Annotated in this window: 24 protein-coding genes and 1 pseudogene; 7 read left to right on the forward strand and 18 right to left on the reverse strand. The window is 63.7% G+C overall.

Annotated features, from left to right (window positions below):
* Nucleotides 1-102: 102 nt before the first annotated feature.
* Together BM222_RS11260 and BM222_RS11265 are read right to left on the reverse strand one after the other, a co-directional pair.
* Nucleotides 103-492 carry a hypothetical protein gene (locus BM222_RS11260; protein ID WP_092228332.1) on the reverse strand — a complete coding sequence of 130 codons (390 nt, stop codon included), beginning with the start codon at nt 490-492 and terminating at the stop codon, nt 103-105.
* Between the two features lie 251 nt (nt 493-743).
* Complete coding sequence (locus tag BM222_RS11265; protein ID WP_092228333.1) at nt 744-1,355, reverse strand: TetR/AcrR family transcriptional regulator; 612 nt, start codon at nt 1,353-1,355, stop codon at nt 744-746.
* Nucleotides 1,356-1,498: 143 nt separating this feature from the next.
* Between BM222_RS11265 and BM222_RS11270 the strand changes: the two genes are divergently transcribed.
* From BM222_RS11270 to BM222_RS11285, 4 genes are all read left to right on the forward strand, one after another.
* Complete coding sequence (locus BM222_RS11270; RefSeq protein WP_092228334.1) at nt 1,499-2,731, forward strand: cytochrome P450; 1,233 nt, start codon at nt 1,499-1,501, stop codon at nt 2,729-2,731.
* 142 nt (nt 2,732-2,873) lie between these two features.
* Nucleotides 2,874-6,506, forward strand: a complete 3,633-nt coding sequence (locus BM222_RS11275; RefSeq protein WP_092228335.1) for an AsmA family protein — start codon at nt 2,874-2,876, stop codon at nt 6,504-6,506.
* Nucleotides 6,507-6,750: 244 nt separating this feature from the next.
* Nucleotides 6,751-7,878, forward strand: coding sequence for a DUF2336 domain-containing protein (locus BM222_RS11280; protein ID WP_092228336.1), 1,128 nt, complete (start codon nt 6,751-6,753; stop codon nt 7,876-7,878).
* Between the two features lie 25 nt (nt 7,879-7,903).
* On the forward strand, nt 7,904-8,149 hold the full coding sequence (locus BM222_RS11285; RefSeq protein ID WP_092228337.1) for a hypothetical protein: 246 nt from the start codon (nt 7,904-7,906) through the stop codon (nt 8,147-8,149).
* A gap of 128 nt (nt 8,150-8,277) precedes the next feature.
* On the opposite strand, the gene BM222_RS11290 is transcribed toward BM222_RS11285, so the two are convergent.
* The 6 genes from BM222_RS11290 to BM222_RS11315 all read right to left on the reverse strand — a co-directional run bounded on the left by BM222_RS11290 (nt 8,278) and on the right by BM222_RS11315 (nt 13,441).
* The gene (locus BM222_RS11290; RefSeq protein WP_177243151.1) at nt 8,278-8,634 is read right to left on the reverse strand and encodes a hypothetical protein; all 357 of its coding nucleotides are present in this window, start codon (nt 8,632-8,634) and stop codon (nt 8,278-8,280) included.
* A 128-nt stretch (nt 8,635-8,762) separates the two neighbouring features.
* On the reverse strand, nt 8,763-8,993 hold the full coding sequence (locus tag BM222_RS11295; protein WP_092228339.1) for a hypothetical protein: 231 nt from the start codon (nt 8,991-8,993) through the stop codon (nt 8,763-8,765).
* Nucleotides 8,994-9,242: 249 nt separating this feature from the next.
* On the reverse strand, nt 9,243-9,590 hold the full coding sequence (locus BM222_RS11300) for a response regulator (protein WP_092228340.1): 348 nt from the start codon (nt 9,588-9,590) through the stop codon (nt 9,243-9,245).
* A 109-nt stretch (nt 9,591-9,699) separates the two neighbouring features.
* Nucleotides 9,700-11,406 carry a response regulator gene (locus BM222_RS11305; protein ID WP_092228341.1) on the reverse strand — a complete coding sequence of 569 codons (1,707 nt, stop codon included), beginning with the start codon at nt 11,404-11,406 and terminating at the stop codon, nt 9,700-9,702.
* Complete coding sequence (locus tag BM222_RS11310) at nt 11,403-12,917, reverse strand: ATPase domain-containing protein (protein ID WP_092228342.1); 1,515 nt, start codon at nt 12,915-12,917, stop codon at nt 11,403-11,405. Before BM222_RS11310 ends, BM222_RS11305 begins: the two co-directional genes overlap by 4 nt.
* Before the next feature lie 185 nt (nt 12,918-13,102).
* Nucleotides 13,103-13,441 carry a cytochrome b5-like heme/steroid binding domain-containing protein gene (locus tag BM222_RS11315; protein ID WP_244547090.1) on the reverse strand — a complete coding sequence of 113 codons (339 nt, stop codon included), beginning with the start codon at nt 13,439-13,441 and terminating at the stop codon, nt 13,103-13,105.
* Nucleotides 13,442-13,594: 153 nt separating this feature from the next.
* Here BM222_RS11315 and BM222_RS11320 point away from each other — a divergent pair, with 153 nt between their 5' ends.
* Nucleotides 13,595-13,861: a hypothetical protein gene (locus tag BM222_RS11320; RefSeq protein ID WP_177243163.1), complete on the forward strand. Its 267-nt coding sequence runs from the start codon at nt 13,595-13,597 to the stop codon at nt 13,859-13,861.
* Nucleotides 13,862-14,028: 167 nt separating this feature from the next.
* Entirely contained in the window at nt 14,029-14,787 is a 759-nt protein-coding gene (locus BM222_RS11325) for an outer membrane protein (RefSeq protein ID WP_092228433.1), read from the forward strand.
* Between the two features lie 213 nt (nt 14,788-15,000).
* Here the strand turns inward: BM222_RS11325 and BM222_RS11330 are convergent, their stop codons facing one another.
* The gene (locus BM222_RS11330) at nt 15,001-15,540 is read right to left on the reverse strand and encodes a hypothetical protein (protein ID WP_143105935.1); all 540 of its coding nucleotides are present in this window, start codon (nt 15,538-15,540) and stop codon (nt 15,001-15,003) included.
* Nucleotides 15,541-15,591: 51 nt separating this feature from the next.
* Complete coding sequence (locus BM222_RS11335) at nt 15,592-15,822, reverse strand: hypothetical protein (RefSeq protein WP_244547091.1); 231 nt, start codon at nt 15,820-15,822, stop codon at nt 15,592-15,594.
* Between BM222_RS11335 and BM222_RS42815 the strand changes: the two genes are divergently transcribed.
* Nucleotides 15,821-15,943: a hypothetical protein gene (locus BM222_RS42815; protein ID WP_283810228.1), complete on the forward strand. Its 123-nt coding sequence runs from the start codon at nt 15,821-15,823 to the stop codon at nt 15,941-15,943. The genes BM222_RS11335 and BM222_RS42815 overlap by 2 nt on opposite strands.
* A 232-nt stretch (nt 15,944-16,175) precedes the next feature.
* On the opposite strand, the pseudogene BM222_RS40990 reads toward BM222_RS42815, so the two are convergent.
* From BM222_RS40990 to BM222_RS11375, 8 genes and pseudogenes are all read right to left on the reverse strand, one after another.
* A pseudogene (locus BM222_RS40990) lies at nt 16,176-16,445 on the reverse strand (calcium/proton exchanger); the annotation flags it as partial.
* 458 nt (nt 16,446-16,903) lie between these two features.
* Nucleotides 16,904-18,103: a hypothetical protein gene (locus tag BM222_RS11345; RefSeq protein ID WP_143105936.1), complete on the reverse strand. Its 1,200-nt coding sequence runs from the start codon at nt 18,101-18,103 to the stop codon at nt 16,904-16,906.
* A 166-nt stretch (nt 18,104-18,269) separates the two neighbouring features.
* Nucleotides 18,270-18,884 carry an HAD family hydrolase gene (locus tag BM222_RS11350; RefSeq protein WP_177243152.1) on the reverse strand — a complete coding sequence of 205 codons (615 nt, stop codon included), beginning with the start codon at nt 18,882-18,884 and terminating at the stop codon, nt 18,270-18,272.
* Nucleotides 18,885-18,939: 55 nt separating this feature from the next.
* Complete coding sequence (locus tag BM222_RS11355; RefSeq protein ID WP_143105937.1) at nt 18,940-19,983, reverse strand: hypothetical protein; 1,044 nt, start codon at nt 19,981-19,983, stop codon at nt 18,940-18,942.
* A 634-nt stretch (nt 19,984-20,617) separates the two neighbouring features.
* Nucleotides 20,618-22,489 (reverse strand): ferrous iron transporter B, encoded by a 1,872-nt coding sequence (gene feoB / locus BM222_RS11360; protein WP_092228349.1) that lies wholly within the window; start codon nt 22,487-22,489, stop codon nt 20,618-20,620.
* Nucleotides 22,490-22,513: 24 nt separating this feature from the next.
* Nucleotides 22,514-22,789: a FeoA family protein gene (locus BM222_RS11365; protein WP_092228350.1), complete on the reverse strand. Its 276-nt coding sequence runs from the start codon at nt 22,787-22,789 to the stop codon at nt 22,514-22,516.
* A 113-nt stretch (nt 22,790-22,902) separates the two neighbouring features.
* Nucleotides 22,903-23,157, reverse strand: a complete 255-nt coding sequence (locus BM222_RS11370) for a ribbon-helix-helix domain-containing protein (protein WP_092228351.1) — start codon at nt 23,155-23,157, stop codon at nt 22,903-22,905.
* Nucleotides 23,154-23,330 carry a DUF4169 family protein gene (locus tag BM222_RS11375; protein WP_092228434.1) on the reverse strand — a complete coding sequence of 59 codons (177 nt, stop codon included), beginning with the start codon at nt 23,328-23,330 and terminating at the stop codon, nt 23,154-23,156. Before BM222_RS11375 ends, BM222_RS11370 begins: the two co-directional genes overlap by 4 nt.
* Between the last annotated feature and the right edge of the window lie 273 nt (nt 23,331-23,603).

The following is a 23,603-nucleotide window of genomic DNA, read 5'->3' on the forward strand; positions in this document are numbered from 1 at the left end:
ATCTCTCTCGGCCAAAGCCCAAGGAATCGGCCTTGGGCTTGGACCCGATATTTGATGTCGGGGGCTCAGCCTTCCGTGCCGAGCCTGTCTTGGCGCTTCACATCACCAGTGATGGTACCAACGATGGTGAAAGAAGTGCCGCCGTGGGAACGGGCCGCCGTAGTAAGCGTAAGCCGGACGTACGATGCGGTGATACCGGTAGCCGTAATAGGCCGGCGCGTACCTGTAGTAGGTCGTCGTGTAGCCGCCCCAGGGATAGTAGCCGCCGTAATACGCAGGCGCATAGCCGTAACCCGGGCCATAGTAGCCGTAGCCCGGACCATACGCGTAAGCGGACGAGGCCAGGCCACCGAATATGGCGCCGGCGACCAATCCACCGGCCAGCGCTGGGCCGAAGCCACCATGCCAGTGGGCTTCCGCGGGCTTTGGTGCCGCTACGGCGCTCACGCCGAGTGTCCCGACGGTTGCGAGAACCAGCGCGGTCTTCTTCATGTGCGTTCCTCCTCGTTGGTGTTGTGATCTCGGGCCAACATCAACGACGGGCAAAAGTTGCAAGCGCGCCTTCGCGAGAGACAAAGAGTCATGAAGATAAACGAACGTTTATCTTGCGTGCTGGGCGACTGCCGGCGACAGCTTTGTAGCTGATCGCGACGGCTGAAGAGATCGCGCGTTCCGCTGCTTCGCGTTTGCCGACCGCGGCTGCGCGTTCCCCGCACTGCGACCGTTTAGCGCATGCGAAAGGCTTAGCCCGACGCCAATCCCGTCCTGCGCCGCAGATCCGTGATCGCGCGCAGAAAGCTGTCGGCCGGCGTCGTGTCCGGATCGATCAGCCGGTGCAGGCGGAAGCCGTCTTCCAGCGCCAGCACCACCGAGGCCATCCAGGGCGGGTTCAGCGTGTCGCCCATGCCGTTGTCCTTCAAGGTCGCCTCGACGATGTCGGCGATCAGCTTGCGCCGGGCGCGGAGGCGTTTTGCCAGTTCCGGCCGGCGCTTCTCGGCGCGCGCAACGAACAGGATCATCTCCATGTGGAGGAGGGGCGAGCGGCCGAGCGGGTCCTGCTTGCTGCGGTCCATCGACTTCAGCGCGGCGATGAAGTCGTCGAGATTGTCGTGCTGGGCGAGGATGTCCATGTTGCGGCGGATCGACTGCTCGACATGGTCTTCGAGCATCGCAATGATCAGCTCGTCCTTGCTTTTGAAATTCGAATAGAATGCGCCGCGGGTAAAACCCGCAGCCGCCGCGATCGCTTCGATGCTGGCGCCGCCGATGCCGTCTTGCTCGAACACGTGCGCAGCCGCCTCGAACAGCTTGTCGCGCGTGTCGTCCCTGGTCGGCCTGGTTCTCACCCTTGACATCGGGCCAGTTTAGGGCAGAATGCAACTCGATACAATAATGTATCGAGTTGATAATCTGATTAAGTCATCTCGGGGGATGGTTACGCCGGGCTCCTGGCTGCGCTCTGCGTATCGTGTCATGCGGCAACCGATGTGAGGTCACCATGAACGAGCAAGTGCAAGCCGCAGGCGGTGATCCGCTGTTCAATCCGTTGTCGCCGGATTTCATCCGCGATCCCTATCCGCATTACGACCGGCTGCGCAGGATCGACCCGGTCCATGTCACGCCGTTCGGCCAATTCGTGGCCAGCCGTCATGCCGACGTGAGCCTCGTGATGCGCGACAAGCGCTTCGGCAAGGATTTCGTCGAGCGCTCCAAGCGCCGCTATAGCCCCGAGATCATGGAGGAGCCGGTCTTCCGCAGCATGAGCCACTGGATGCTGCAGTCCGATCCGCCCGATCACACCCGCCTGCGCGGCCTCGTGGTGAAGGCCTTCACCGCGCGGCGGGTCGAGGACATGCGTCCGCGCATCCAGGAGATCGTCGATCAGGCCATCGATGCGGTGATCGAGCGCGGCCATATGGACCTGATCGAGGATTTTGCGTTCCGCCTGCCTGTCACGATCATCTGCGAGATGCTCGGCATTCCCGAGGATCACCGCGAGGCCTTCTACAAGAGCTCGCGCGATGGCGGGCGGTTGCTCGATCCGGTTCCCCTCACGCGGGAGGAGATCGCGAAGGGCAACGCCGGCAACATGATGGCGCAGATGTATTTTCAGCAGCTGTTCGAGCTGCGCCGCCGCAATCCGGGGGACGATCTCACGACCCAGCTCGTGCAGGCCGAGGAAGACGGCAACAAGCTCACCAACGAAGAGCTGACGGCCAACATCATCCTGCTGTTCGGCGCCGGGCACGAGACCACTGTCAACCTGATCGGCAACGGCCTGTTGGCGCTCCATCGCAATCCGGACCAGCTCGCGCTGCTGAAGGCGAGGCCCGAGCTCATGACCAACGCGATCGAGGAATTTCTGCGCTATGATTCCTCGGTGCAGATGACCGGCCGCGTCACGCTGGAGGATATCGACGATCTCGGTGGCAAGAGGATCCCCAAGGGCGAGACCGTGCTCTGCCTGCTCGGCTCGGCCAACCGCGACCCGGCTGTCTATCCCGATCGCCCAGATAGCCTCGACATCACCAGGCCAAACGTCCGGCCGCTGTCGTTCGGCGGCGGCATCCATTTCTGCCTGGGGGCCCAATTGGCGCGCATCGAGGCCGAGATTGCCGTCGCCACGCTGTTGCGACGGTTGCCGGATTTGCGCATCGACGACGTCGAAAACCCGGAATGGCGGCCGACCTTCGTGCTGCGGGGCCTGAAGCGTCTGCCGGCCAGCTGGTGATGGCCGGGGGCATTAACCTCGGCGCGCAACAGTCGCTGTGACTTCGCCACACTTCTTTCTATATAAGGGCAGTTCCGGCGCGCCTGAAGCTTGATTGAAGGCTTGGGTTTGACCCGGGTGCCGGCTGGCCGAGGGGAGACCCGTGCAGACGACGCTGCTCGGATTGGCGATTGCCTTTATTTTAGCGCTTCTGGCTGCGCTGATCGGGCCCTATTTCATCGACTGGAACCAGTTCAGGCCCCAGTTCGAGGCGGAGGCGACCCGCATCATCGGGGTGCCGGTGCGCGTCGGGGGCGAGCTGGATGCGCGGCTCTTGCCGGCGCCGACGCTGCGGCTGCGCTCCGTCACCTTCGGCGGCAACAACGATCTCGGCCGTCTGCGTGCCGACAAGCTCGACGTCGAGTTCAGCCTGAGCTCCCTGATGCGCGGTGAATGGCGCGCCACCGAGCTTTCGATTGGCGGCATGGCGTTGGACCTCGGCCTCGATGCCCGCGGCAAGGTCGATTTGCCGTCCACCGCGAGCGGCACCTTCAACCTGGCTTCGCTCGCCATCGAGCGGCTGAACCTCACCGGCCGCATCGCGCTTCACGACGCGGCCAGCCGCTCGACGCTGGAGCTCAACGACATCGTCTTCTCCGGCGACGTGCGCTCGCTCGCGGGCTCGGTGCGGGGCGACGGCAATTTCACCGCCAGAGGGGTACGCTATCCGTTCCGCGTGTCCTCCGGCCCGAGCCCCGACGGCAGCGCCACGCGTCTGCACCTCAATATCGATCCCGGCGAGCGCGCGGTGTCGGCCGATCTCGAAGGCGTGCTTGCCTTCGACAACCGCCAGCCGAAATTCGACGGCGCATTGACGCTGGCCGTGCCCCCGACGAAGAAGGCAGGCGAGGCGGGACCAGTGCCGTGGAAGCTCACCGCAAAACTCAAGGCCGATCCGGCAGGCGCCAAATTCGACCAGATCGACGCGAGCTTTGGCCCTGAGGATGCCGCGCTGAAGATCGGCGGCGTCGGCGATCTCAGGTTTGGCGCGTCCCCGCTCCTGCGTGCGGTCCTGTCCGCGCGGCAGGTCGATGCCGACAAGCTCGCGGGCAGAGACGATGCCGAACCGCTGCGCATTTTGCCGGCGCTGCGCGCAGGGCTTGCGGCGATCCCGCAGGCGCCGATCCCGGCGCAGATCGAGTTCAACGCCGACCAGATCATGCTGGGCGGCCGCCCGCTCCAGAACATCACGACCGAGCTGCAGACCGATGGTCGATCCTGGACCTTCCAGCGGCTCGAGCTGCGCGCGCCCGGCATGACGCAGCTGTCGCTCAATGGCGCCACGCCCGGCGCCGACAGCTTTAGCGGCCGCCTGAGCGTCGAGTCCTCCGATCCCGATACGCTCGTGGCCTGGCTCCAGGGCCGCAACGAAATCGTCAGGCGCAGCACGCGGCCGTTACGCCTCGCCGGCGACGTGACAATCGCCGCCAACCATCTCGCCATCGACAAGTTGAAGGCCGACATCGAAGGCGGGGCGGTCGAGGGCCGCATTGCTTTCGTCCAAACGGGCGCCAGCAAGGGCTCGCGGATCGATGCCGATCTCAAGGCCGACCGTCTCGACCTCGATGCCGCCGCGAGCTTCGTGCGCGCGCTCGCCGGCCCTCAAGGCGAATGGCCGGAGGAAGCAAAGCTCTCGCTCGACATCGGCCGTGCGATCTCGGCGGGGCAGGAGTTGCGGCCGTTCGCAGCCAGGCTCGGCTACGGTCCGGCGTCGTTGTCGCTGGAGCAATTGCGGTTCGGCCAGGCGAGCGGCGTGACCACGGAGGCGAGCGGCAGCTTTGATCGTACCAAGGCCACCGGCAGGCTCGCACTGACATCGTCGGCCAACTCGCTCCGCGACCTCACGGCGCTGCTCGAGCCGATCGCGCCCGCCGTGCGCGCCCGCTTCGATGCCATCCCGGCGCTGCCCGGCGCGACGCGGTTGAAGCTCGACCTCAGCCTCGACAAGAGCGCCGACCACGCTGATCGCAGCGACGCGCACGCCGTCTTCGACCTGGATGCGCCGCAGCTCAAGGCCACCGCCACGCTCACCGCGCAAACGCCCGTGGCGGCGGTGAACGGCATCGACATCGAGAAATTGCGCACCAGCGACTTTACGCTGGAGACGAAGGTCTCGGCACCCCAGGCCGCCGCGCTGACCGAGCTGCTCGGTCTCGATCGCATCGCCGCTGCGGGCGAGGGCGCTTCACAGTTCGCGGGCAAGCTGAGCGGCGCATGGCGCCGGCCGATGCAACTGAACGCAAGGCTCAGTGGCGGCGGGCTGGATGCGGATGCGCAAGGGAGCCTCGAACTGTCGGCGTCGGAGCCGAAGGCCAACGTCAATCTGCACGTGCGCAACGCCAATCTGGCGCCGCTGTTCGGGACCAGTCCGGCCGACAAATCGGCCCAGACTGTAAACCTGTCCTCCCGCCTCACGCTGTCAGGCAATCGCCTGACCTTTGACGATCTCGACAGCACCGCTGCGGGTTCGCATCTGCGCGGCCGTCTCGTCATGACGCTCGACCAGGAGAAAACCCTCGACGGCGAGGTCGGGCTCGACACGCTCGATCTGGCGCCGGCGCTGGCGCTGGCGATCGGCGCGGCCGGACGGGGCAGCGGCGAGGCGCTCAGCGCCGGTCTCGTCACTGGCTGGCGCGGCCGTATCGCGTTTCAAGCGTTGCGTGGCAGCCTGCCCGGCGGCATCGAGCTGCGCCCGTTCAGCGGCATGATCAGGGGCGACGGCCAGTCGCTCGCGCTGGATGCGCTCAAGGGCGGCCTCGGTGGCGGCGAGATGGCGGCAAGCCTCGATGCGCGCAACGGCGCCAACGGTCTGGCGCTGAACGCGCATCTCGATCTCACCAATGTCGATGCGACCTCGCTGCGCTATCGCGATCTCGCGCTGCCCAAGGGACGCGCCTCGGTGCAGATGACGCTGACGAGCCAGGGCCGCAGCGTCTCGGCGCTGACAGGCGCGCTCGCCGGCAACGGCACGGTGACACTGGACTCGGCTGAAATCAGCGGCCTCAATCCCCGCGCCTTCGAGATCGCCATCCGCGCCAGCGATGGCGGGCAGGTGAGCGATGACGCCAGGTTGCGTCAGCTGGTCGAGCCCGCATTGTCGGCGGCTCCCATAGCGGTCGCCTCCGCACAGATTCCGTTCACGATCCGCGACGGCCGCCTGCGCGTCGGTGCGACCCCGCTCGAAGCCAAGAACGCCCGCGCCATCGTCTCCGGCGGTTACGACATTCCGGCCGATCAGGCCGATATCCGCGCCAGCCTGACGCCGATCATGACCGGCCTCTCCGGCGCCCCACCGGAGATCCAGCTGTTTGCGGCAGGTCCGCCCGACAAGCTCAGCCGCACCGTCGATCTCACGCCGCTGTCGTCATGGCTTGCGGTGCGCACGATCGACCGCGAGACGCGGCGGCTGGATGCGATCGAGCGCGGCGAGCCGCCGCCTGCGACCGCCGCGCTGCCGACACTGGTCTCGCCCGAACCGGAGCCGCCGCCGGCGCTGACCGAGGTGCCGTTGCCGGGACGCGATCCGCGCCGCCCACCGCCGAAGGTGAGGGTTGAGCCTAGGGCCGCACCGACGCCGAGGGCGCCGCTTGCCGCGCCCGCCGCGCCGAGTGCGCCGCTGGCAAGCCAGCAGGTGGCGCCGCTGCCGCCGCCGATCGACGTGCGGCCCGCCCCAGGCCTGCCGCCCGCAAAACCCAGGCCGAAGCCGCCGCTGGTGCTGACGCCACAGAATCCGTAGAGCGAAGTTCACCCTGGAGAGATCGAGCCGCGGGCTCCTCTTACCTCTCCCCGCAAGCGGGAGAGGGAGCGCACCGCCTTGGCGCCGGTAAACCCATTCCCTCGCATTTGAACGAATTTTCGTCGGCAAACTGCTGCGACGATTTTACCGGATTCTCGCGTTTGATCTCTAGCGTTGGTTCCAGAGCAATCCGGAGTCCTGCCCGTAGACGCAGGATGGCGCGCCAGGAACTGGGGTTATCGACATGAACGGGGCGACGACGCTTCTACAAGATCTGGACGACGCGATCGCGCGCGGTACCGACGAGAGCCGGGCCAAGGCGCTGTGGCATGCGACCGACCTTCTGATCACCGGCCGCTATGTCGATGACGACATCAGCATGTTCGGCGAGGTCATCGGCCGGCTCGCCGACGAGATCGAGCTCGCCGCGCGGGCGCAGCTCTCCGAATTGATGGCGGGTTGCGATCACGCCCCTCTCAACGTCATCGAGAAGCTCGCCCTCGATGACGAGATCGCGGTCGCAGGCCCCGTGCTGCGCGACTCCAAACGCATCGACGAGAAGGTGCTGGTCGAGAGCGCCATGACCAAGGGCCAGGCGCATCTGCTCGCGATCTCCCAGCGTCAGGCGATCGGCGAGGCCGTGACCGATGTGCTCGTCAAACGTGGTAACCAGGAGGTTGTCACCGCCGTCGCCAGGAACGAGGGCGCGCGCTTCTCGGGTTCGGGCCTGCTGCACATGGTCCGCCGTGCCGAAGGCGATTCGATCCTCGCCGAGCAGCTCGGTCTGCGCAAGGACGTGCCGCGCCACATCTTCCAGCAGCTCATCGCCAAGGCGTCGGAAGATGTCCGCCGCCGGCTCGAGACCGAGCGTCCCGAGATGATGTCGCAGATCCAGAGCTCGGTGACCGAGGTCACCGGCGATCTGCAGTCCAAGTTCGGCCCGTCCTCGCGCAGCTATTTCGTCGCCAAGCGCGTGGTGACGACGCAGTACCGGCAGGGCAACCTCAATCAGGTCTCGATCTCGAACTATGCGCGTCAGCATCGTTTCGACGAGGTGCAGATCGGCCTGTCGCTGCTGTCGTCGCTGCCGGTCGACGTGATCGAGCGGGCGCTGATGGACCGCAACCGGGAGATGATCCTGGTGCTGTGCAAGGCGCTCGACTTTTCCTGGGACACGACGATGTCGCTGCTGTTCCTCGGCGCCAAGGATCACCTGATCACGGCGCGCGAACTCCATGACAACGAGCGCGATTTCGGCCGGCTCAAGATCGAGACCTCGCGCAGCATTCTGAAGTTCTACCAGTCGCGCAAGAACAGCGCCGGTGCCGATCCCGCGACGGGTCGTCAGCCCGAGCTCCACCAGGTTCACTGAACGGGACGTCGAGGGAGTCTTTGCAATGTTGCCTCAATTCGGTACCGCAGTTCGCAAGAACAAGAGCCTTAACAAGAGCCTCGTTGGCGACACCGGCGGCTCGGCTCCGGAGAAGGCCACGGTCGACGCCGCATGGCTCGTGCTGGAGGCCGCCAATGATCTCGGCGACCACGCCGCGATCGAAGCCTGCCGCCGCGTCATCGATGCCGAGCTGAACGGTACGGTGCCGCTTAGCTCGGACATCGATCTCGTGCTGGGTTATTTCCGCTAGGGAGCACACTCCCGGCCGCAGCGGTGAGCGGGACATGGACCGTATCGTTGAATGACGGCCGGTGTGCTTTTTTGATCCTGCCACGGTGTCCGTTTCACCTCTCCCGGTCGGCGAGAGGTGAAGGATGATCAGCCGCAATTCCAGATCGCGCCGATCGGCGTCCGCGTCCAGCACGGACCGAAGCTGCCGCCATTGTAGCGGGAGCCACCGAAGCCGGGCCGGCCGAAATAGTGCCATTCGCCGTCGATGAAGCGGTAGTAGGCCGGCACGCGATCGATATACCAGGGGCGCTGGTTTTCCCGCGCGTAACGACGAAAGCCGTTCTTCTGCATGAAGATCGGCTGGCTGTTGCTCAGTGGCTGGCGATAGCCCGGCAGGAAGCCGTAGCCATGCCAGGCTTGCTTTTTGTGGATTGGGGCGGCCGGTGCGGTTTCCGGCAGCAGCGACAGAACGGCAGCAACGAATAGACACAGGAAGCGGGACATGACCGGACCATAAACAGTCGATGCCGCGAAAGCCATTCAAATCCGGGCGGGCCACGTCCTGCTGATTCCGTCGAGATACAAAAAGGCCTCGCCGAAGCGAGGCCTCCTTGTTGACCCGGGATGGCGAATTAATCGTCGTCCCAATAATGGCGGCGGATCACGACGCCGCGGTCGTAATCGCGATCGCGGTGGTACCAGCCATGATGCCAGCCGCGGTCATGTTCGTAGATGCGTGCGCGCGGGCCGTAATCATCGCGGTCGCCGCCGACATAGACGCCGAAGCCAGCCGCATTGGCGATGGTGGGGGCGCCGATTGCAAGCGTCGCGACTGCCGCGAGAGCGTAAGTCAGCTTCTTCATCTGTTCCTCCTCCTTCTGCTTCGTCGGCGGGTCAACTTCTGCCGGCCTCGGCTGTTGCAGGAACTGGCGAGAAACTTTTTTGAATGGCTGTTCAGGTTCCCGCGCTTGATGCTCAGCAAGCCAGAAACGCGTGTTGCACGCTGCGTGAACCGGAACATGGTTGCGCGGAGATCATGCTCGAACAACGCGCTAAAGCGCGATGACAATTCGACCCAATCTCATCGCGCCTTGGGATCTCGGCGGTGCCGCTCAGCACAGCGATCGGACCATCCGGTCCAGCTCCTCGATCTGGAAGGGCTTGCGCAGCACCGGCCTGTCGGCGAACGTGTCAGGGATGCCGCCGGAGCCGTAGCCGCTTGCGAACAGGAAGGGAATTCGTCGCGTGGCCAGGATGTCCGCGACGGGCGTGATATGTGATCCGTCGACATTGACGTCGAGGATGGCGGCATCGAACTTGGAGCAGCTTGCCAGCGACATCGCCTCGTCGATCGTTCCCGCTTCGGCCGCCACGTGATGGCCGAGCTCCTCGATCATGTCGGCCAGCATCATCCGGATCAGCGCCTCGTCTTCGACGAGAAGAAAGGCCTTCGTCATCATGTCTCGATCCCTTGCTTGTTTCGTGCGGATTGGAAATGAGCGTGACTGCGAAGCACGAAGGGTGGAAGGCGGTCGGCGACCCTGTTTCGTGACAGGAGATCGCGAGACGTCAGCCGCCGTTGGATCGCTTCGGCTCCGTGTCGCACTCCGGTTCCGACCTCACCGCGCTGAGCGCCGCCGCGAGCTCGTCGATATGATACGGTTTCGGCAGAATCTGAATACCGTCAAGTTGCGCCTCGTGAGCAGCGGCTTCCGAGTATCCGCTGGTCAGCAGCACGGGCATACCGCTCCGGCGTCTCTTGATCTCGCGCGCCAGTTCGACCCCGTTCATGCCGCCCGGCATCATGATATCGGAGAAGACGAGATCGACGGCGCGGCCGTCGGCCAGGGCACCGAGCGCGGCCGCGCCGCTCGCGGCCCGCGTCACCTCGTAACCGAGATCCCCCAGCATCTCGCCCACCAGTGCGGCGACCTCGTCGTCGTCCTCGACCAGCAGGATTTGGCCGTGCGCGCTTCGCGTCGGCCGCACCATGTTGAGATCGATGAGGTGCCGCTCCCTGGAGGGAACGTTGCGGGAGCGCGGCAGATAGAGCTCGATGCTGGTGCCCTTGCCAACTTCCGATCGAATGCGAACCGTCCCTCGTGACTGCGTCGCAAAGCCATGGACTTGCGCGAGCCCAAGTCCCGAACCCTTTCCGACCTCCTTGGTCGTGAAGAACGGTTCGAAGACGCGAGACAGGATCTCGGGCCCCATCCCGACACCGGTATCGACGACGGACAGGCGCACATAGTCTCCTGCGATCTGCTCGTCGTTCAGATCGGGCAGGTTCTCCCCGCGGACGACAATCGTGCCGCCATTCGGCATGGCGTCGCGGGCGTTGACGGCGAGGTTGAGGATCACCAGTTCGAGCTCGCCGGGATCGACCTCCACCGGCCAAAGGGTCTCGGGAAAGTCGAACTCGACGTGGACGTCGCCTCTCAGGCTTCGATCGAGCAGTTCGCGCATGCCGCCCATTTGCGAGGCGACGTCGACGGGCTCGGGCCGTAGCGTCTGCCGGCGAGAGAACGCAAGCAGCTGCCTGGTCAGGCTGGCCCCGCGCTGTGCGGCCTGGATCATCCCGTCCATCAGGCGACGGCGGCGGGCAGGGTCCACCTGACGGTCGAGCATGTCGAGGCCTCCTGATATGACCATCAGCAGGTTGTTGAAGTCATGCGCCACGCCGCCGGTCAGCTGGCCGATGGCTTCGATCTTCTGGGCCTGGCGAAGCGTCTCCTCGACCCGGGCGCGCTCGTTCATTTCCAGGCGCAATTGCTCGTTGGCGTCCGCCAGGGCACGTGTGCGCTCGACGACGAGCCTTTCGAGCTGCTGGGCCGTCTGCTCGCGCGCCTCCAGCAGCGCGCGGATTTCGTATTGGCGCTCGCGGGCGCGCATGGCCGACTGAACGGCGCTGGTCAGCGTCATCGGCTGCACCGGTCGTTCCAGCAGCGACACGTTCCGGAGCAGGGCCACGATACTGCGGCGCCATGCGACGACGGCAGGTTGTTCGCGATGGCTGGTGAGGATGACGAAGGGAAGGTCGGACCACGGCGGCTGGTTCGCGATCCATTGCGCCAAGGCCGTCGTGTCCTGCCCGAACAAACCTTCCTCGGCGAGCAAGACCGCGCCCACGCCCGCCGTCATCTCGTCGACGAGGTCGGGCAGGCTCCGGCAATTGATGGCTGCAAGGTCCGCGCTGCGGAGAAGCTCGACAGATGCGGGTCCGTCGCGACCGATCGGCGCATAGACGAGAACCTGTTGATCACGATCGGCACTCATTCGGCCGATCCCTCCGGCATTGCCACTCCTGTGTACTTCGGGTTCCCTGCGAAGATGCCGCTGAACTCCCTGAGCGGCGGTCCGAGCTTGATGCCGGTGCTGCCGAGACGAAACTCGCGGATGGTGTGCTCATGATTGCCGCTGCGTTTCTTCACGACGGACAACGCGCGCCGCACGGTTCCGGCCACCTCGTAGTAGCGCAGCATCAGGACCGCATCGCTCAAATAGCTGATGTCGAGCGGCGTATCCATGGGACCCACCAGCCCGTGTTGGGCGAGAACCAGGATCGTCAGAACCCCCTGTTGCGCCAGATAGGTCAGGAGTTCGTGCATTTGCAGGACCAGAAATCGTTCGTCCGGCATCGCATTCAGGTAGCCGTTCAGACTGTCGATGATGACGATACGGGCGTTGTCGGCTTCGACGCTCTCCCTCACACGTGCGGCGAACTCGCCCGGCGACAGCTCGGCCGGGTCGATCTGTTGAAACCGGATCAGTCCGGACTCGACGTGCTTTTCCAGCGGCAGCCCGAGCGTGCGGGCCCGCGCTTCGACCGTCCCCCGCCCCTCGTCGAAAGCGAAGAATGCAGCGCGCTCGCCACGTTCGGCCGCCCCGATCGCGTAGGTGAGCGCGACCGAGGACTTGCCCACGCCGGCAGCGCCGATGAGCAGCGCGTTGGTGCCGCGCTCGAGGCCGCCTCCCAGCAACTGATCCAGCTCGGCGTTGCCGCTCGGCGTGAACTCACCGAGGAACGGCTTGTGGTGCTCGGCCGCGACGAGACGGGGGAATATTCGCAGGCCGCCCTGTTCAATCGTGAAATCGTGGAAGCCGCCGCGAAATCGAATGCCGCGCATCTTGACGACGCGAAGCCGCCGCCGTTCCGCGCCGTAATCGATGGCGAGCTGTTCGAGCATGACCACACCATGCGCGATCGAATGCAGTTGCAGATCGTCCTGTGACGACGAGAGATCGTCCAGCAGGATGACCGTGCAATTTCGGTTGGTGAAGAAATGTTTGAGGGCCAGCACCTGACGCCGGTAACGGAGCGGGCTCTGGGCAAGCAGACGCAACTCGGAGAGGCTGTCGAGCACCACGCGCGTCGGATTGATCCGTTCGACCTCCCTGAAAATCAGGCCGGTCGTTTCGCTCAGCTCCATCTCGGCGGGATGAAACACGGTGAGCTCGCGCTCGGGGTCGAGCGTGGTTTCCGGCGGGACCAGCTCGAAAATATCGACCCCGTCCAGCGACCAGCCATGGCGGCGCGCGACGAGGTCGAGCTCGCGCCTGGTTTCCGACAGCGTGATGTAAAGCACCCGTTCCCCGCGCCGTGCACCCTTCAGCAGGAACTGCAGCGCGATCGTGGTCTTGCCGGTGCCCGGCCTGCCCTCGTAGAGATACATCCGGTTTGCATCGAAGCCCCCTCCCAAGATGTCATCCAATCCGTCGCTGCCGGTCGAAACTCTTGGCTGATCGGTGGGCTCGCTGCCTGAAGCGCCCTCGGATGAACCAGTCATTGAATCCCCCGCGCGTTTCTGGAACCCCGCTACCCGAATCTCCGGAGCGTGGCTGGGACAAGTAGGCCTGCAACAGGAACTCTTCAGCAGCGACCGAGTTCCCGTGCTGCGCTCCGATCCTGGACAAGGCGGCGCAAACGGTTCCTGCCCGGTACAGAGGGCGAACCGTTTGTCGGCGTGTCCGATCAAGGCAGGGCGGCGGGAGCCTCGACGAGCTCGCCGATGCAGAAATGGGCCATGTGCGCCACAGCTTCTGCGCTGTGGTAGTCGCCGAATTCGGCGGTGGCTTCCTTGCCGGCGTACATCCGGGCGATCCCGGCGCCACCCGGGTGATGAGGAGCCCACGCGGTGATGTCGTAGACCTTTCCCCGGATGATGACCCAGCAGTCGTCCTTCGTGTTGTGCAGGACGACCTCTGCGCGCGTGACGGGTCGGGTGCCCTTGGCGGGAGCAGCCGGCGTCCAAAGCTGGACGACCGGCGAGTGCGATGATCCATCATGCCCCTGTTTTGTCCGACCCGCCAACGGACTTTCCGAAGTCGACGACGGCTCAATCCGGGCAGATTGGTCCGCGCGGGAAGCAGCACGTCAGGTAGTCAAGCCGCAAGTTGATCTGGATCAACCGACTTGATCACCCGCCGCCGCAGAACCGCAATGGGGCGTTTGCTGGTGGATGCAATGGTTGCGAGTTGGTACGTCACAACAGAAGTGCGAAAGCGCGGTCTTCTCACGAGGGTTCGGAGCCCGCGCGAGACCAAGACCTTTGCAACGGAGAATGAAGCGAAGCTGTTCGCGCGCGCCAAGCTCGACGAAGGGCTTGCGGTCTTTGCGGGGACGATCAATCCCCACGTTCCGAGGCGGCTCATTCCAGCCGCCGGCATTCATGCCTGGCTCGCCGAAGATCAGCAGGGCGCTTCCGCGCCTCAACAGCAGGATACCGAATAAGCACGTTGACGTGCACAGCGATCGCGTTTGGGTGTTGCCATTTTGATACGGGCCGAAACGGCCCTCGCGCATAGACTTTGTAGATGTTCGCCGGACTTATGCGCCCCAGCCTGCATGAGCGGCGCGCTTTTTCGACCGAAAGAGATCTGAGCAAAGGGGATATGACGATGAAAAGGTTCTGGATGGCTGCGATCGGTTTCGCGGCGCTGAGCATGGCGACTCCGGTCATGGCGGCCGACATGGCTGTCAAGGCGGCGCCGCCGCCGGCACCCATGGTCGCGATTTATAACTGGAGCGGGTTCTACATCGGTGCCAACGGAGGCTGGGGGCAGAGCCGTGGATGCGTCGATTTCCTGACTCCTGCGGGGACTCTCGCCAGCGGTTGCGCGGATCGCTCCGGTGGGCTTGTCGGCGGACAGATTGGGTACCGCTGGCAGACCAATCAGTTCGTGCTCGGCCTGGAAGCGCAGGGCGATTGGGCCGACATCAAGAACACGCGCGTCAGCCTGATCGATCCCCTGGTCTCGACCACGGGCAAGACGGACGGTATCGGCCTTTTCACCGCGCAGCTCGGCTGGGCCTGGAACGCATCGCTGTTCTACGTGAAGGGCGGCGCCGCGGTGACGCACAATCGCTTCGACATCTTCAACAACGTCACCGGCGTCGGCCTCGCCTCGGCAGGTCACACGCGTTGGGGCGGCACCGCGGGTGTCGGCTGGGAATATGGCTTTGCGCCGAACTGGTCCTTCGGTGTCGAATATGACCATCTCTGGATGGGGCGTGACAATACCAGCTTCGCGGGCGTGGTCACACCCGGCGGCATCACGCTGCTCGGCAGCGGTGTCAGCCAGGATGTCGATATGATCACACTGCGTGTGAACTATCGCTTCGGCGGTTACGGCGCGCCCGTCACGGCTCGCTATTGAGCTCGCGTCCTCCCCGTGAACTCAGGCCCCGGCATCAGCCGGGGCCTTTTTCATGCGCGACACGAACGTGCGTCTCGGCCCATCAGTTCGGACGGTCAAATCCGGCCAGCTCTTGCCTGAAGGACGATGTGACGCTGGTTTCGATGAAGCGAAAACAGCCGCACTCGCGTGAACGGGACAGCGTCTGGCGCAGCGCTCATGCCGTTGCGTCGGTCACCAGTATCTGTAACCGAACCACGCGTATTGTGCCTGCCGCGTCGCCAAAGCCATTTGCGGTGGCTGCCGCCTTGATCGGCTCGCAATGTGCCGCGTCTTGCGCGCTCGTTTCCGATCAACGGTTTCGCGTGGCTGTTGATCGGTTCGCGCCATCGCAAGCGCATTGACGACGGCCGGAAGCTCAGTCCCGATGACCGGTGGCTTCGTCCCGTCGGCCGGAGGCGATTTCTCCATGGGCATGATTTCAGGCGTCGCGGCGACGGTTGCCGGCGAGCTGGTATCGAGGACGACGCGCTCTGGCCATTTGCGATCCGAGTAAATGCGTATGGCCGGCCCGTCCACACGCGTCTTCCAGGCGACGGGCGCCCGCAAACAAAAATCCGCAACGAACAGGAGCGCGAGCAGCGCCGCGCCCACCTTCCAGAAATACGCCAGTAGCGGCATCTTGGTCGCTCCGCGCCCCCCCATGATGGGCCCAGACTGCGACGACGTTGCGCCATTCTTGTCAGAAGCTGCGTGCAGCTTCCGGTCCAGCACGATGGAGAGACCCCAGCCTTGCCCTTTGCCGACAAACCCGCAAATCAGTCCTCAGCGTCGCACCCCGATGCGATTGACGCCGCCATTGGCGTTGCCGCCGACATTGTGACGGACGGCGGCGCGCGCGACCGGCCTGGGCCGCAGCACGACGCCGGCTCTCGCAACGCAGCCGGCGGGATAGCCAACATACGTGCAATACACGATTGCGGCAGCTGGCGCCGGGTTGAACGTGACGCCTGCAAGTCCCAGCAGGGCGCTGGCGGCGATTCCGGAAACCGTCATGGACTTGATCGAAAAACGCATGATGATTCTTCCCTCTACATTCGCGAACGAAGGCGACGAGCGCGGCTTCATCCGCGCTGGCTACAACCTGTTCTCGCAGGGGGCGGTCATGTTGATGTAGATCAAGCCCCGGCCAAGCCCGTCGCGGCGACCGCGCGCAGACTAATGATGCCATCATGCTCCTGTTTTGCCCGACGGATCAGCTGTTTTCCAAAATCCTTCGAGCGGATGGAGCGACCGGCAATCCGGATCGCTCTCAACGGCACCCTCGCGGGCCAAGGGGCACAGGCTCCACGCTTGCTGGGCGCTGCATCGAGCCAACGTCCGGACTGGGCCCCTGCCGGTGTCGCAACGGAATGCAGCCTGCCGCCCGCCCGGTTGTACGCCTGGACGCGATGCCTCAATCCGCCAAGAACGGCGATGCGCCGAGCATGAAGAGCGCGTTGGTCACGATCGCACCGGCGATCGAAGCTTTGATTCCCGAGCGTGGCATTCAATAACCCGCCGACTGCATCGCCGGTCTTCTCGGCCACGGCCTCCGTTGCGTGCAGCGCCGCCGCAAGATAGTGGTCGTCCATCGCGACGGCGCCGAATGCCCTTGCCAGAAGTGTCCGGTGCGCTTGCGTCGCGCCGGAATGGTCCCGGCATAGCTGCGGTGCACGCGCGAGCGCGCGGCGCAGCCCTTCGGGGTCGGATAGTACCAGGATGAGGTGCACGTGGTTGGGCATTCAGGCACCAGGCCCACACCGCGACCCCGGCGTCCCTGCAATTCGCCGGAAGCGGCTCGCGATATAGCGCATAGTTGCCGTCCTCGAATACGCGCGGACGCGACCGTTGCCGCGCTGGGTAGAGCTCTGTTCGAGTATGCTCGCTCGTCTGCGACGAACTTGAGAACGGCTAGCCTGGCACACGGAATTGACCAGGAGGCGCGCGGCTCCCCGGCGGCGTCGGTTTGTGAGCGAAATCGCGGGGTGCACGCCTTTCGGCGTGCACCCCGAGCCCGCGATCCCGCGCGGTGGTTGCATTGGCACCGAACGCAACGCCTCTCCCGCAATATGCGGCGGTTGCGATAGCAATGCGCTCAGGCCACCTGCCGAGACTGCGACCCACTGTCTCCAACGGTAAGGAAGTGATCACCGGACAGCGTCACGCCCGTCTTGACCGCATCCGTAGTGATATTGGCATTGAGCAGGATCATATCCGTGTAACTCTTCCGGCCTTTCCATATCTGGAATAGCTGCTTGATAGCGTCGAACGACTTGCGGATACGACTGTCCTCGATGTCAGCGCGGGCGACGCCGAGAACATTCCAGTTTCGGATCGTCACGCGATTGCAAAACTCGACGAACTCCGGCTGCTCGAGCCCATGATTGGCCAACTGCGAGCGGGACAAAGCGAGCAGTTTTGCATCGTCAGGGGCCATGCCTGGGAAGATCAGTCTGTTGAGTCGGATGACATGATCCGCCGACTGCTCCGCGAATTCACCCGTTAGAAGAAGCTTTCCGAGGCCTAGTTTCATTTCAGTGAGCCGGCCGTTTCCCAGGCTCGCCGCGCCGGCCACCTGGATCATCGACAGAGCGGGCCAGCACACCTCCTGATATTCCGGCGAAAGTTCGCGATAGGAAGCGAGAACAGCCTGCAGCGGTACGGCGCCGTTGCCAACATGCTCGACAATGTCGTGATTGCGAATGCAGAACACAGTCGCCGCCCTCTCTTCAGACGTCGCGCAAATTCTGTCGAGAATCGGCTGCACGAGAAACGCCGCATCGTACGAATCCAACCCATATCGGCGCCGGTACAGCTTTCCGTAATCGTGAAACGATGCCGAAAGCATAACGAGCTTTCGCAAGCGCTCGTCCGCGATCAACTTCTTCTGGATGCTGTTCACATAGTCGCGAAGTTCGCACACGAAGGTTTCCTTGAAGAACATCGAGCGCGACAGAAGCCAGTTCCAGTCGCCCGCGGCCAGCTTATCGATGCCGAGCATCATGAGCCTGTTATGATCGCCGTAGGACTGTTGGAGACCGTTCGGATAGCGGTTTCGGTGATTCTTCCTCGGTATGAGATTCATCAGGAACAGCAAGCTGTTGCCTTCAAGATCGCTGAAGGTCGTGGTCGCGGCGTAGCCGGGATCCGAAAGACGAGGTTCGAATTCGGCGAGGGTATCGAGATTTCCGGACTTGAGGATGAAGTCCGAAAGCCAAGGCGGGTTTTCGTTTTCAAACACTACGCCAGGTCCATTCAGCATAGAAGAAAGAGAGAAGATTTTGTCCATATGCATGCGTAGTCGCCTTTGAGGTTGAGCGGTGGGCAGAAGAGAGAGTGAGTAGAAGAGCGCAGGGGTACAGACCGCAGTGCATCCGGGCGCTGGTTTCTCCATGGGCCGGGTTGGCCCTCCTACCAGGTTGGTACAGCGCCGGAGATTGGCTGCATCGAACGGCGATCGGTCATTGCTGCGGATCGTCGTGGAGCGTGTCGAGCAAACCACGCCGTTCGAGTTCGTGTTGAAGCGCCGCTGGCGAGATGCAATGAATCGCATCAAATCCGAGCGCGGCGGCAGCGTCCACGTTCTCTTTGGTGTCATCAATAAAGACAGAGGTGTTCGGTTCGACACAGTAACGCTCACCGAGAATGTGAAAAAATCGGCGATCCGGCTTTCGTATGCCAACCTCCCCCGATATCAGCACGCCGGAAAACATGCTGAGGAACGGTAGTCGATCTCTCGAAAGTTCGAACGTGTCGGCCGACCAATTGCTAAGGGCATAAAGCGGCACGTTCCGCTGGTGCAGACGCCCGAGGAGCGAGACGGTTTCGGCAATCGGTCCGCGCAGCATGTCGAGCCATCGCTCGCGGAAGGCCTCAATGAGATGCCGGTGCTCTGGATACCGAGCGATGAGGATCTCGTTGCCCTCGACCCATGGACGACCCAGATCCTGCTCAAGTATCCAATCTCTTGAGCAACATTCCCGCAAGAACCACTCGCGTTCTTCGTGATCCGCAATGAGCTGCTGATACACATATCGAGGATCCCAATCGACCAGTACCCCTCCGAGATCGAACACGATCGATCTGATCTTGGGCGACCCAATTCCGCTTGAGACAAGCATTTTGTTCCCTTTAGTCTGATTCAAGAGCGGTCGAGCGCTTGCGAGATTGAGCCGCTGCGGCGTCGGGCGCCGCTTCCGCGAACGCAAAGCTGAACGAACCAAATGCGTCGATGTTGGGCCGCTCGAGCAGATAGGCTCCTCGCCGGGATCCGATGATGACCAGCTGATCGGCAGCCTCCGCAGCAACCCGCAGCGCGCGCCCGGTGTCGAGCAGACCCAAGGCGGCCTCGATCACCAGATTACGAAGAACCTCTTGGTCGCCGCAGCCGGCCGGGACTCGCTCGCCCGCGACGCCGATGAGCGTAAAACGAGGCGGCGAGAGCCGCATACCGTCGAGCATCTGGACGAGAGGCCCGGTATCGTAGAAGGGCAGATGCGCTGATGCCTCGTTCAAGCGAAGAACCGCGCCTCGCCGCAGAACACTGGGAAATTGTTCGCAGACAGCCTCGCGTACGAGCAGAACCGGCTTTTCTTCTCCGCCGATAAGGGTCGTATGAAGACCGCGACGATCCTTGAGATACACGCGTCTTTCAAAGGCATGTTTGCGGATCGTCTCGGCGATAAATGTCTCGATATCCTCATCGCAGTCTCCTTCCAGCCGCACCTGGGCGAGGCGCACTTTGCACGCCGAAGCCGCGTAGCACTCGCGATTCCTGTCATGAAACGGCAGTAGCTCACGCAGATACGTCGACGGGGACACGACGCCGGAAAAGAGCAGCGCCGGCGCCACTCCCGACGAATAGAATGCAAGACACGTCGGGCTGACCCCGGAACTCCGCTCGAAGCAATAAGCCGCCGCTGCATAAATGCCGGTCTCGAACGCCCGCTTGTCCGCTCGCGGCGATGCAAAGCTATTTAATTCGCCGAACAGATCCACATCCAGGATGTCGCGATAACCGTCCAACAGCTCTGCGACTGCAGGAATGTCTCGGCTTTCGCTTATCAGTTGCGTTCGCGCGCGGGCATCGGCGGGGAAGTAGGCACCTTCTTCACTAACAGTTAAACGCGTAAAATATAGACACGGCCGCCTTGCCACACCAACATCCGCAGACATTCATCCGTCCTTGCCGCCACCGCACATCGCTCGACGCAAGTTAAAGTTGCATTTTCGTTATGAGCGAGTCAAGTAACAAACACAAATCTGAAGTAAAGACTCAGAAACGAAGCTCGGCGAAAGTCGGATTTCGCATTCGATGAAGAGCGTGGTGTGCTTCAGTGAGTACCGACTTCACTTATGTCGCGACCTGGACCGGATTCGTTGACGTCGCCTCTGTCATCGACGCCCATGCCCGCAGGATCGTGGGCTGAGGGCCTCGCGCACGGCGCGGGCGTCGGCGTTGTCAACGGACACGGCGAGCCCAACCGCCGGTCCGTAGCGGAACGACAGCGGCGCTGCCGTGAACACGGCGACAGTCATGAACAGTCCAATCAGCTTGGTACGCCCACTCTCCCCAGGCAGGATGACGAGAAAACGTGAGAAGCCGATAGGCGGACCATTGACCGAAATCAAAGGTCGAAGTTTCGGGTGGGCCGCACGTCGGCGGCGAGGGCGAACTCTGCTGAGCCTTCCATGATGCCATCGTGCTCCTGTTTTGCCCGACGGGTCAACCGATTTTCCGAATTTTTGAATTGTTCAACCCCGTCTACTGTGCATGGGGTTGTTTTCGCAGTTTTGCTCTGGAGAGGGGTCAGCCCGCTCCTAACGCGAGCGCGACGTTGTAAGTCAGTAGGCTCGCCGCGTAGGCCAGCACCAGCATGTAGGCGAAGGTCGCCGCCATCCAGGTCCAGCTTCCGGTCTCGCGACGGATCACCGCGAGCGTGGAGGCGCATTGCGGGGCGAAGATGTACCAGGCGAGCATCGACAGCGCGGTCGCGAGCGACCATTTCGTCGCCAGCACCTGGCCGATCTGCTCGGCCGCTTCCTTGCCGCCTTCGATCGCATAGACGGTGCCGAGCGCCGCCACCGCGACCTCGCGCGCCGCCATGCCCGGGATCAGCGCGACCGCGATCTGCCAGTTGAATCCAACCGGGTGAAGCAGCGGCGCGATGGCCTTGCCGATCATGGCGGCCAGGCTGAAGTCGATGGCGGGTTCCGTCGCACCCGCCGGCGGCTGCGGGAACGAGGCCAGGAACCAGATCAGCACCATCATCGAGAAGATCGTGGTGCCGGCGCGGTGCAGGAACATCTTGGCGCGCGTGTAGACGCCGATCGCGATCGATTTCGGCCGCGGCATCTTGTAGTCCGGCAGCTCCAGCATGAACGGCGCCGGCGCGTAGTCGCGCAGCATGAAGAATTTGATCAGGAACGAGACGGCCAACGCGCTGACGATGCCGGTGGCATAGAGGCCGAACATCACGAGCCCTTGCAGGTTGATGAAGCCCCCGACGTCCTTGGCCGGAATGAAGGCGGAGATGATCAGCGTGTAGACGGGGATGCGCGCCGAGCAGGTCATCAGCGGCGCGATCAGGATCGTGGTCAGCCGGTCGCGCTTGTTGTCGATCACGCGCGTGGCCATGATGCCGGGAATGGCGCAGGCAAAGCTCGAGAGCAGCGGAATGAACGCGCGGCCGTGCAGCCCTGCGCCGCCCATGATGCGGTCCATCAGGAACGCGGCGCGGGCCATGTAGCCGAAATCTTCCAGCAGCAGGATGAACAGGAAGATGATGATGATCTGCGGCAGGAACACGATGACGCTGCCGACGCCCGAGATCACGCCGTTCTGCAGGAAGCTCTGCAACAGGCCCGCCGGCAGGCTGGCATGCACGAAGTCGCCGAGCGTATCGAAGCCGGATTGCAGCAACTCCATCAGCGGCTGCGCCCAGGCGAACACCGCCTGGAACATCACGAACAGGATCGCCGCAAGCACGATGAGCCCGCCGACCGGATGCAGCACGATCGCATCGATCCGCGCGGTCCAGGTGTCGGGGCGAGCAGGCAGGCTGACGCAATCGGAGATGATCCGATCGGCCTCGCGCTGGGTGGCGCGCAATTCGGCGACGCTGAGCGCCCGCCAGGTGTTTTCGGCCGGCTCCGCGGCGAGCCTGGCCGAGATCTCGTCGGTTAGCGCCAGCAGGTCGGCCGTGCCGCCCTTGCGCACCGCGATCGAGGTGACGACGGGCACGCCGAGCTCCTTGGCTAGCCTGTCGACGTCGACCGAGATGCCGCGGCGGCTTGCGATGTCGAACATGTTCAGCACGAGGATCATCGGCCGTCCGGTGCGCTTGAGCTCGAGCAGCAGGCGGATGGTCAGGCGCAGATTGGTGCTATCGGCGACGCACAGCACGAGGTCGGGCAGGGTCTCGCCTGAGGCCTTGCCGAGCACGAAGTCGCGGGTGATCTCCTCGTCCGGGCTGCGGCCGCGCAGCGAATAGGTGCCGGGCAGGTCGACGACGGAAACCTGGCGTCCCTGCGGGGTGACGAAGAAGCCCTCCTTGCGCTCGACGGTGACGCCGGGATAGTTGGCGACCTTCTGCCGGCTGCCGGTCAGGGCATTGAACAGCGAGGTCTTGCCGCTGTTTGGCGTTCCCACCAGGGCGAGGTGCAGAAGGGGTAATTCCATGGAAACAAATATCCGGCCGCGATCTCAGGCGACGATGATGGCCATGGCTTCGCGGCGGCGCACCGCGATGGTGATGTTGTCGACCCGCACGGCGATCGGGTCGCGCCCGACCAGCCCCTCGTGCAGGACCTCGACCCGGGCGCCCTCGACGAAACCGAGCTCGATCAGCCGGCTCTCGAGTTCGATGTCGGTGAGAGCCGAGCCCGCATCCTTGGCGGACAGGTGCTGAATGACGCCGGTATAGCCGCGCTGGGCCAAGCCCAGCGGCATCTCGCGGCGCGTATCGTGGATGTCGGTCATGCCCTGTATTTTCAACGCAGGGCATCGAGGTCAAGCGCGCGCGCCCGTGGAAACTGCACCTTAGAGCGATTTTAAAGTGCAGATCACGAAGCCGTGGGCAAGGCGCCCCGGGGCTACTGGGCCGGGACCTTTTCCTGCTGGATCGCGGCCATGGCGCGGCTCTTGAAGTAGTCGAGCACGAACAGGCGGATCGCCGAGGACAGATTGCCCTGCTGGCGGGCGCCGTCGATTTCCCCGACGAGCTCGGACAGCGTCATGTTGCGCAGACCCGAGATCTCCTTCATGCCGTTCCAGAACGCCTCTTCCAGGCTGACGCTGGTCTTGTGGCCGGCGACCACGATCGAACGTTTCACGACGGGCGACTTCATGGCTGCTCCTCGCGATCGATCCGATGCTGGTCCAGATGCGCCTTCGCCTGGTCCGCCTGCTTCGCCTCCGACGCTCGCTCGGCCTTCGTGCGGCCGAACTTCGTTCGGTTGGCGTCCGCCTGCTTCGCCGATGCTTCCCGCTCGGCGCGCTTCCTGAAACGATTCAGGTTGATGACCGTTCCCCATGCCGCGTCTCCATCATCCGATCCTCCTAGGGCAGGATGAAACTTCCAGAAACAGGGCGCCGCGTTGCGCCCCACAAGACTTGATCGTCATTAGCTGGTCCTCGTCAATCGGCCTTAGGGGCCATCAAACGATGAATTTCGCCCCGTCAAGGGCAGAGGGCGCTTTGCGTAGCACGGGCCTCCGTCGCCGCATTGACGGTAATCAAATCCTGTCCCTTAAGCCTCATAATTATGAGCCTTGAGGCTCCGTATCATTACGGG

It is taken from the genome of Bradyrhizobium sp. Gha (genome assembly GCF_900113735.1).
Classification (GTDB): Bacteria; Pseudomonadota; Alphaproteobacteria; order Rhizobiales; family Xanthobacteraceae; genus Bradyrhizobium.

Bases quoted from the DNA above. Each gene is read 5' to 3' on its own strand.
- BM222_RS11260 (WP_092228332.1), bottom strand. From the start codon at position 492: ATGAAGAAGACCGCGCTGGTTCTCGCAACCGTCGGGACACTCGGCGTG.
- BM222_RS11370 (WP_092228351.1), bottom strand. From the start codon at position 23,157: ATGAAGTCGCCCGTCGTGAAACGTTCGATCGTGGTCGCCGGCCACAAG.
- BM222_RS11280 (WP_092228336.1), top strand. From the start codon at position 6,751: ATGAACGGGGCGACGACGCTTCTACAAGATCTGGACGACGCGATCGCG.
- BM222_RS11365 (WP_092228350.1), bottom strand. From the start codon at position 22,789: ATGACCGACATCCACGATACGCGCCGCGAGATGCCGCTGGGCTTGGCC.
- BM222_RS11265 (WP_092228333.1), bottom strand. From the start codon at position 1,355: ATGTCAAGGGTGAGAACCAGGCCGACCAGGGACGACACGCGCGACAAG.
- BM222_RS11355 (WP_143105937.1), bottom strand. From the start codon at position 19,983: ATGTCTGCGGATGTTGGTGTGGCAAGGCGGCCGTGTCTATATTTTACG.
- BM222_RS11300 (WP_092228340.1), bottom strand. From the start codon at position 9,590: ATGATGACGAAGGCCTTTCTTCTCGTCGAAGACGAGGCGCTGATCCGG.
- BM222_RS11295 (WP_092228339.1), bottom strand. From the start codon at position 8,993: ATGAAGAAGCTGACTTACGCTCTCGCGGCAGTCGCGACGCTTGCAATC.
- BM222_RS11270 (WP_092228334.1), top strand. From the start codon at position 1,499: ATGAACGAGCAAGTGCAAGCCGCAGGCGGTGATCCGCTGTTCAATCCG.
- BM222_RS11345 (WP_143105936.1), bottom strand. From the start codon at position 18,103: ATGCATATGGACAAAATCTTCTCTCTTTCTTCTATGCTGAATGGACCT.
- BM222_RS11320 (WP_177243163.1), top strand. From the start codon at position 13,595: ATGGTTGCGAGTTGGTACGTCACAACAGAAGTGCGAAAGCGCGGTCTT.
- BM222_RS11285 (WP_092228337.1), top strand. From the start codon at position 7,904: ATGTTGCCTCAATTCGGTACCGCAGTTCGCAAGAACAAGAGCCTTAAC.
- BM222_RS11290 (WP_177243151.1), bottom strand. From the start codon at position 8,634: ATGTCCCGCTTCCTGTGTCTATTCGTTGCTGCCGTTCTGTCGCTGCTG.
- BM222_RS11305 (WP_092228341.1), bottom strand. From the start codon at position 11,406: ATGAGTGCCGATCGTGATCAACAGGTTCTCGTCTATGCGCCGATCGGT.
- BM222_RS11325 (WP_092228433.1), top strand. From the start codon at position 14,029: ATGAAAAGGTTCTGGATGGCTGCGATCGGTTTCGCGGCGCTGAGCATG.
- BM222_RS11310 (WP_092228342.1), bottom strand. From the start codon at position 12,917: ATGACTGGTTCATCCGAGGGCGCTTCAGGCAGCGAGCCCACCGATCAG.
- BM222_RS42815 (WP_283810228.1), top strand. From the start codon at position 15,821: ATGGACTTGATCGAAAAACGCATGATGATTCTTCCCTCTACATTCGCG.
- BM222_RS11335 (WP_244547091.1), bottom strand. From the start codon at position 15,822: ATGACGGTTTCCGGAATCGCCGCCAGCGCCCTGCTGGGACTTGCAGGC.
- feoB (WP_092228349.1), bottom strand. From the start codon at position 22,489: ATGGAATTACCCCTTCTGCACCTCGCCCTGGTGGGAACGCCAAACAGC.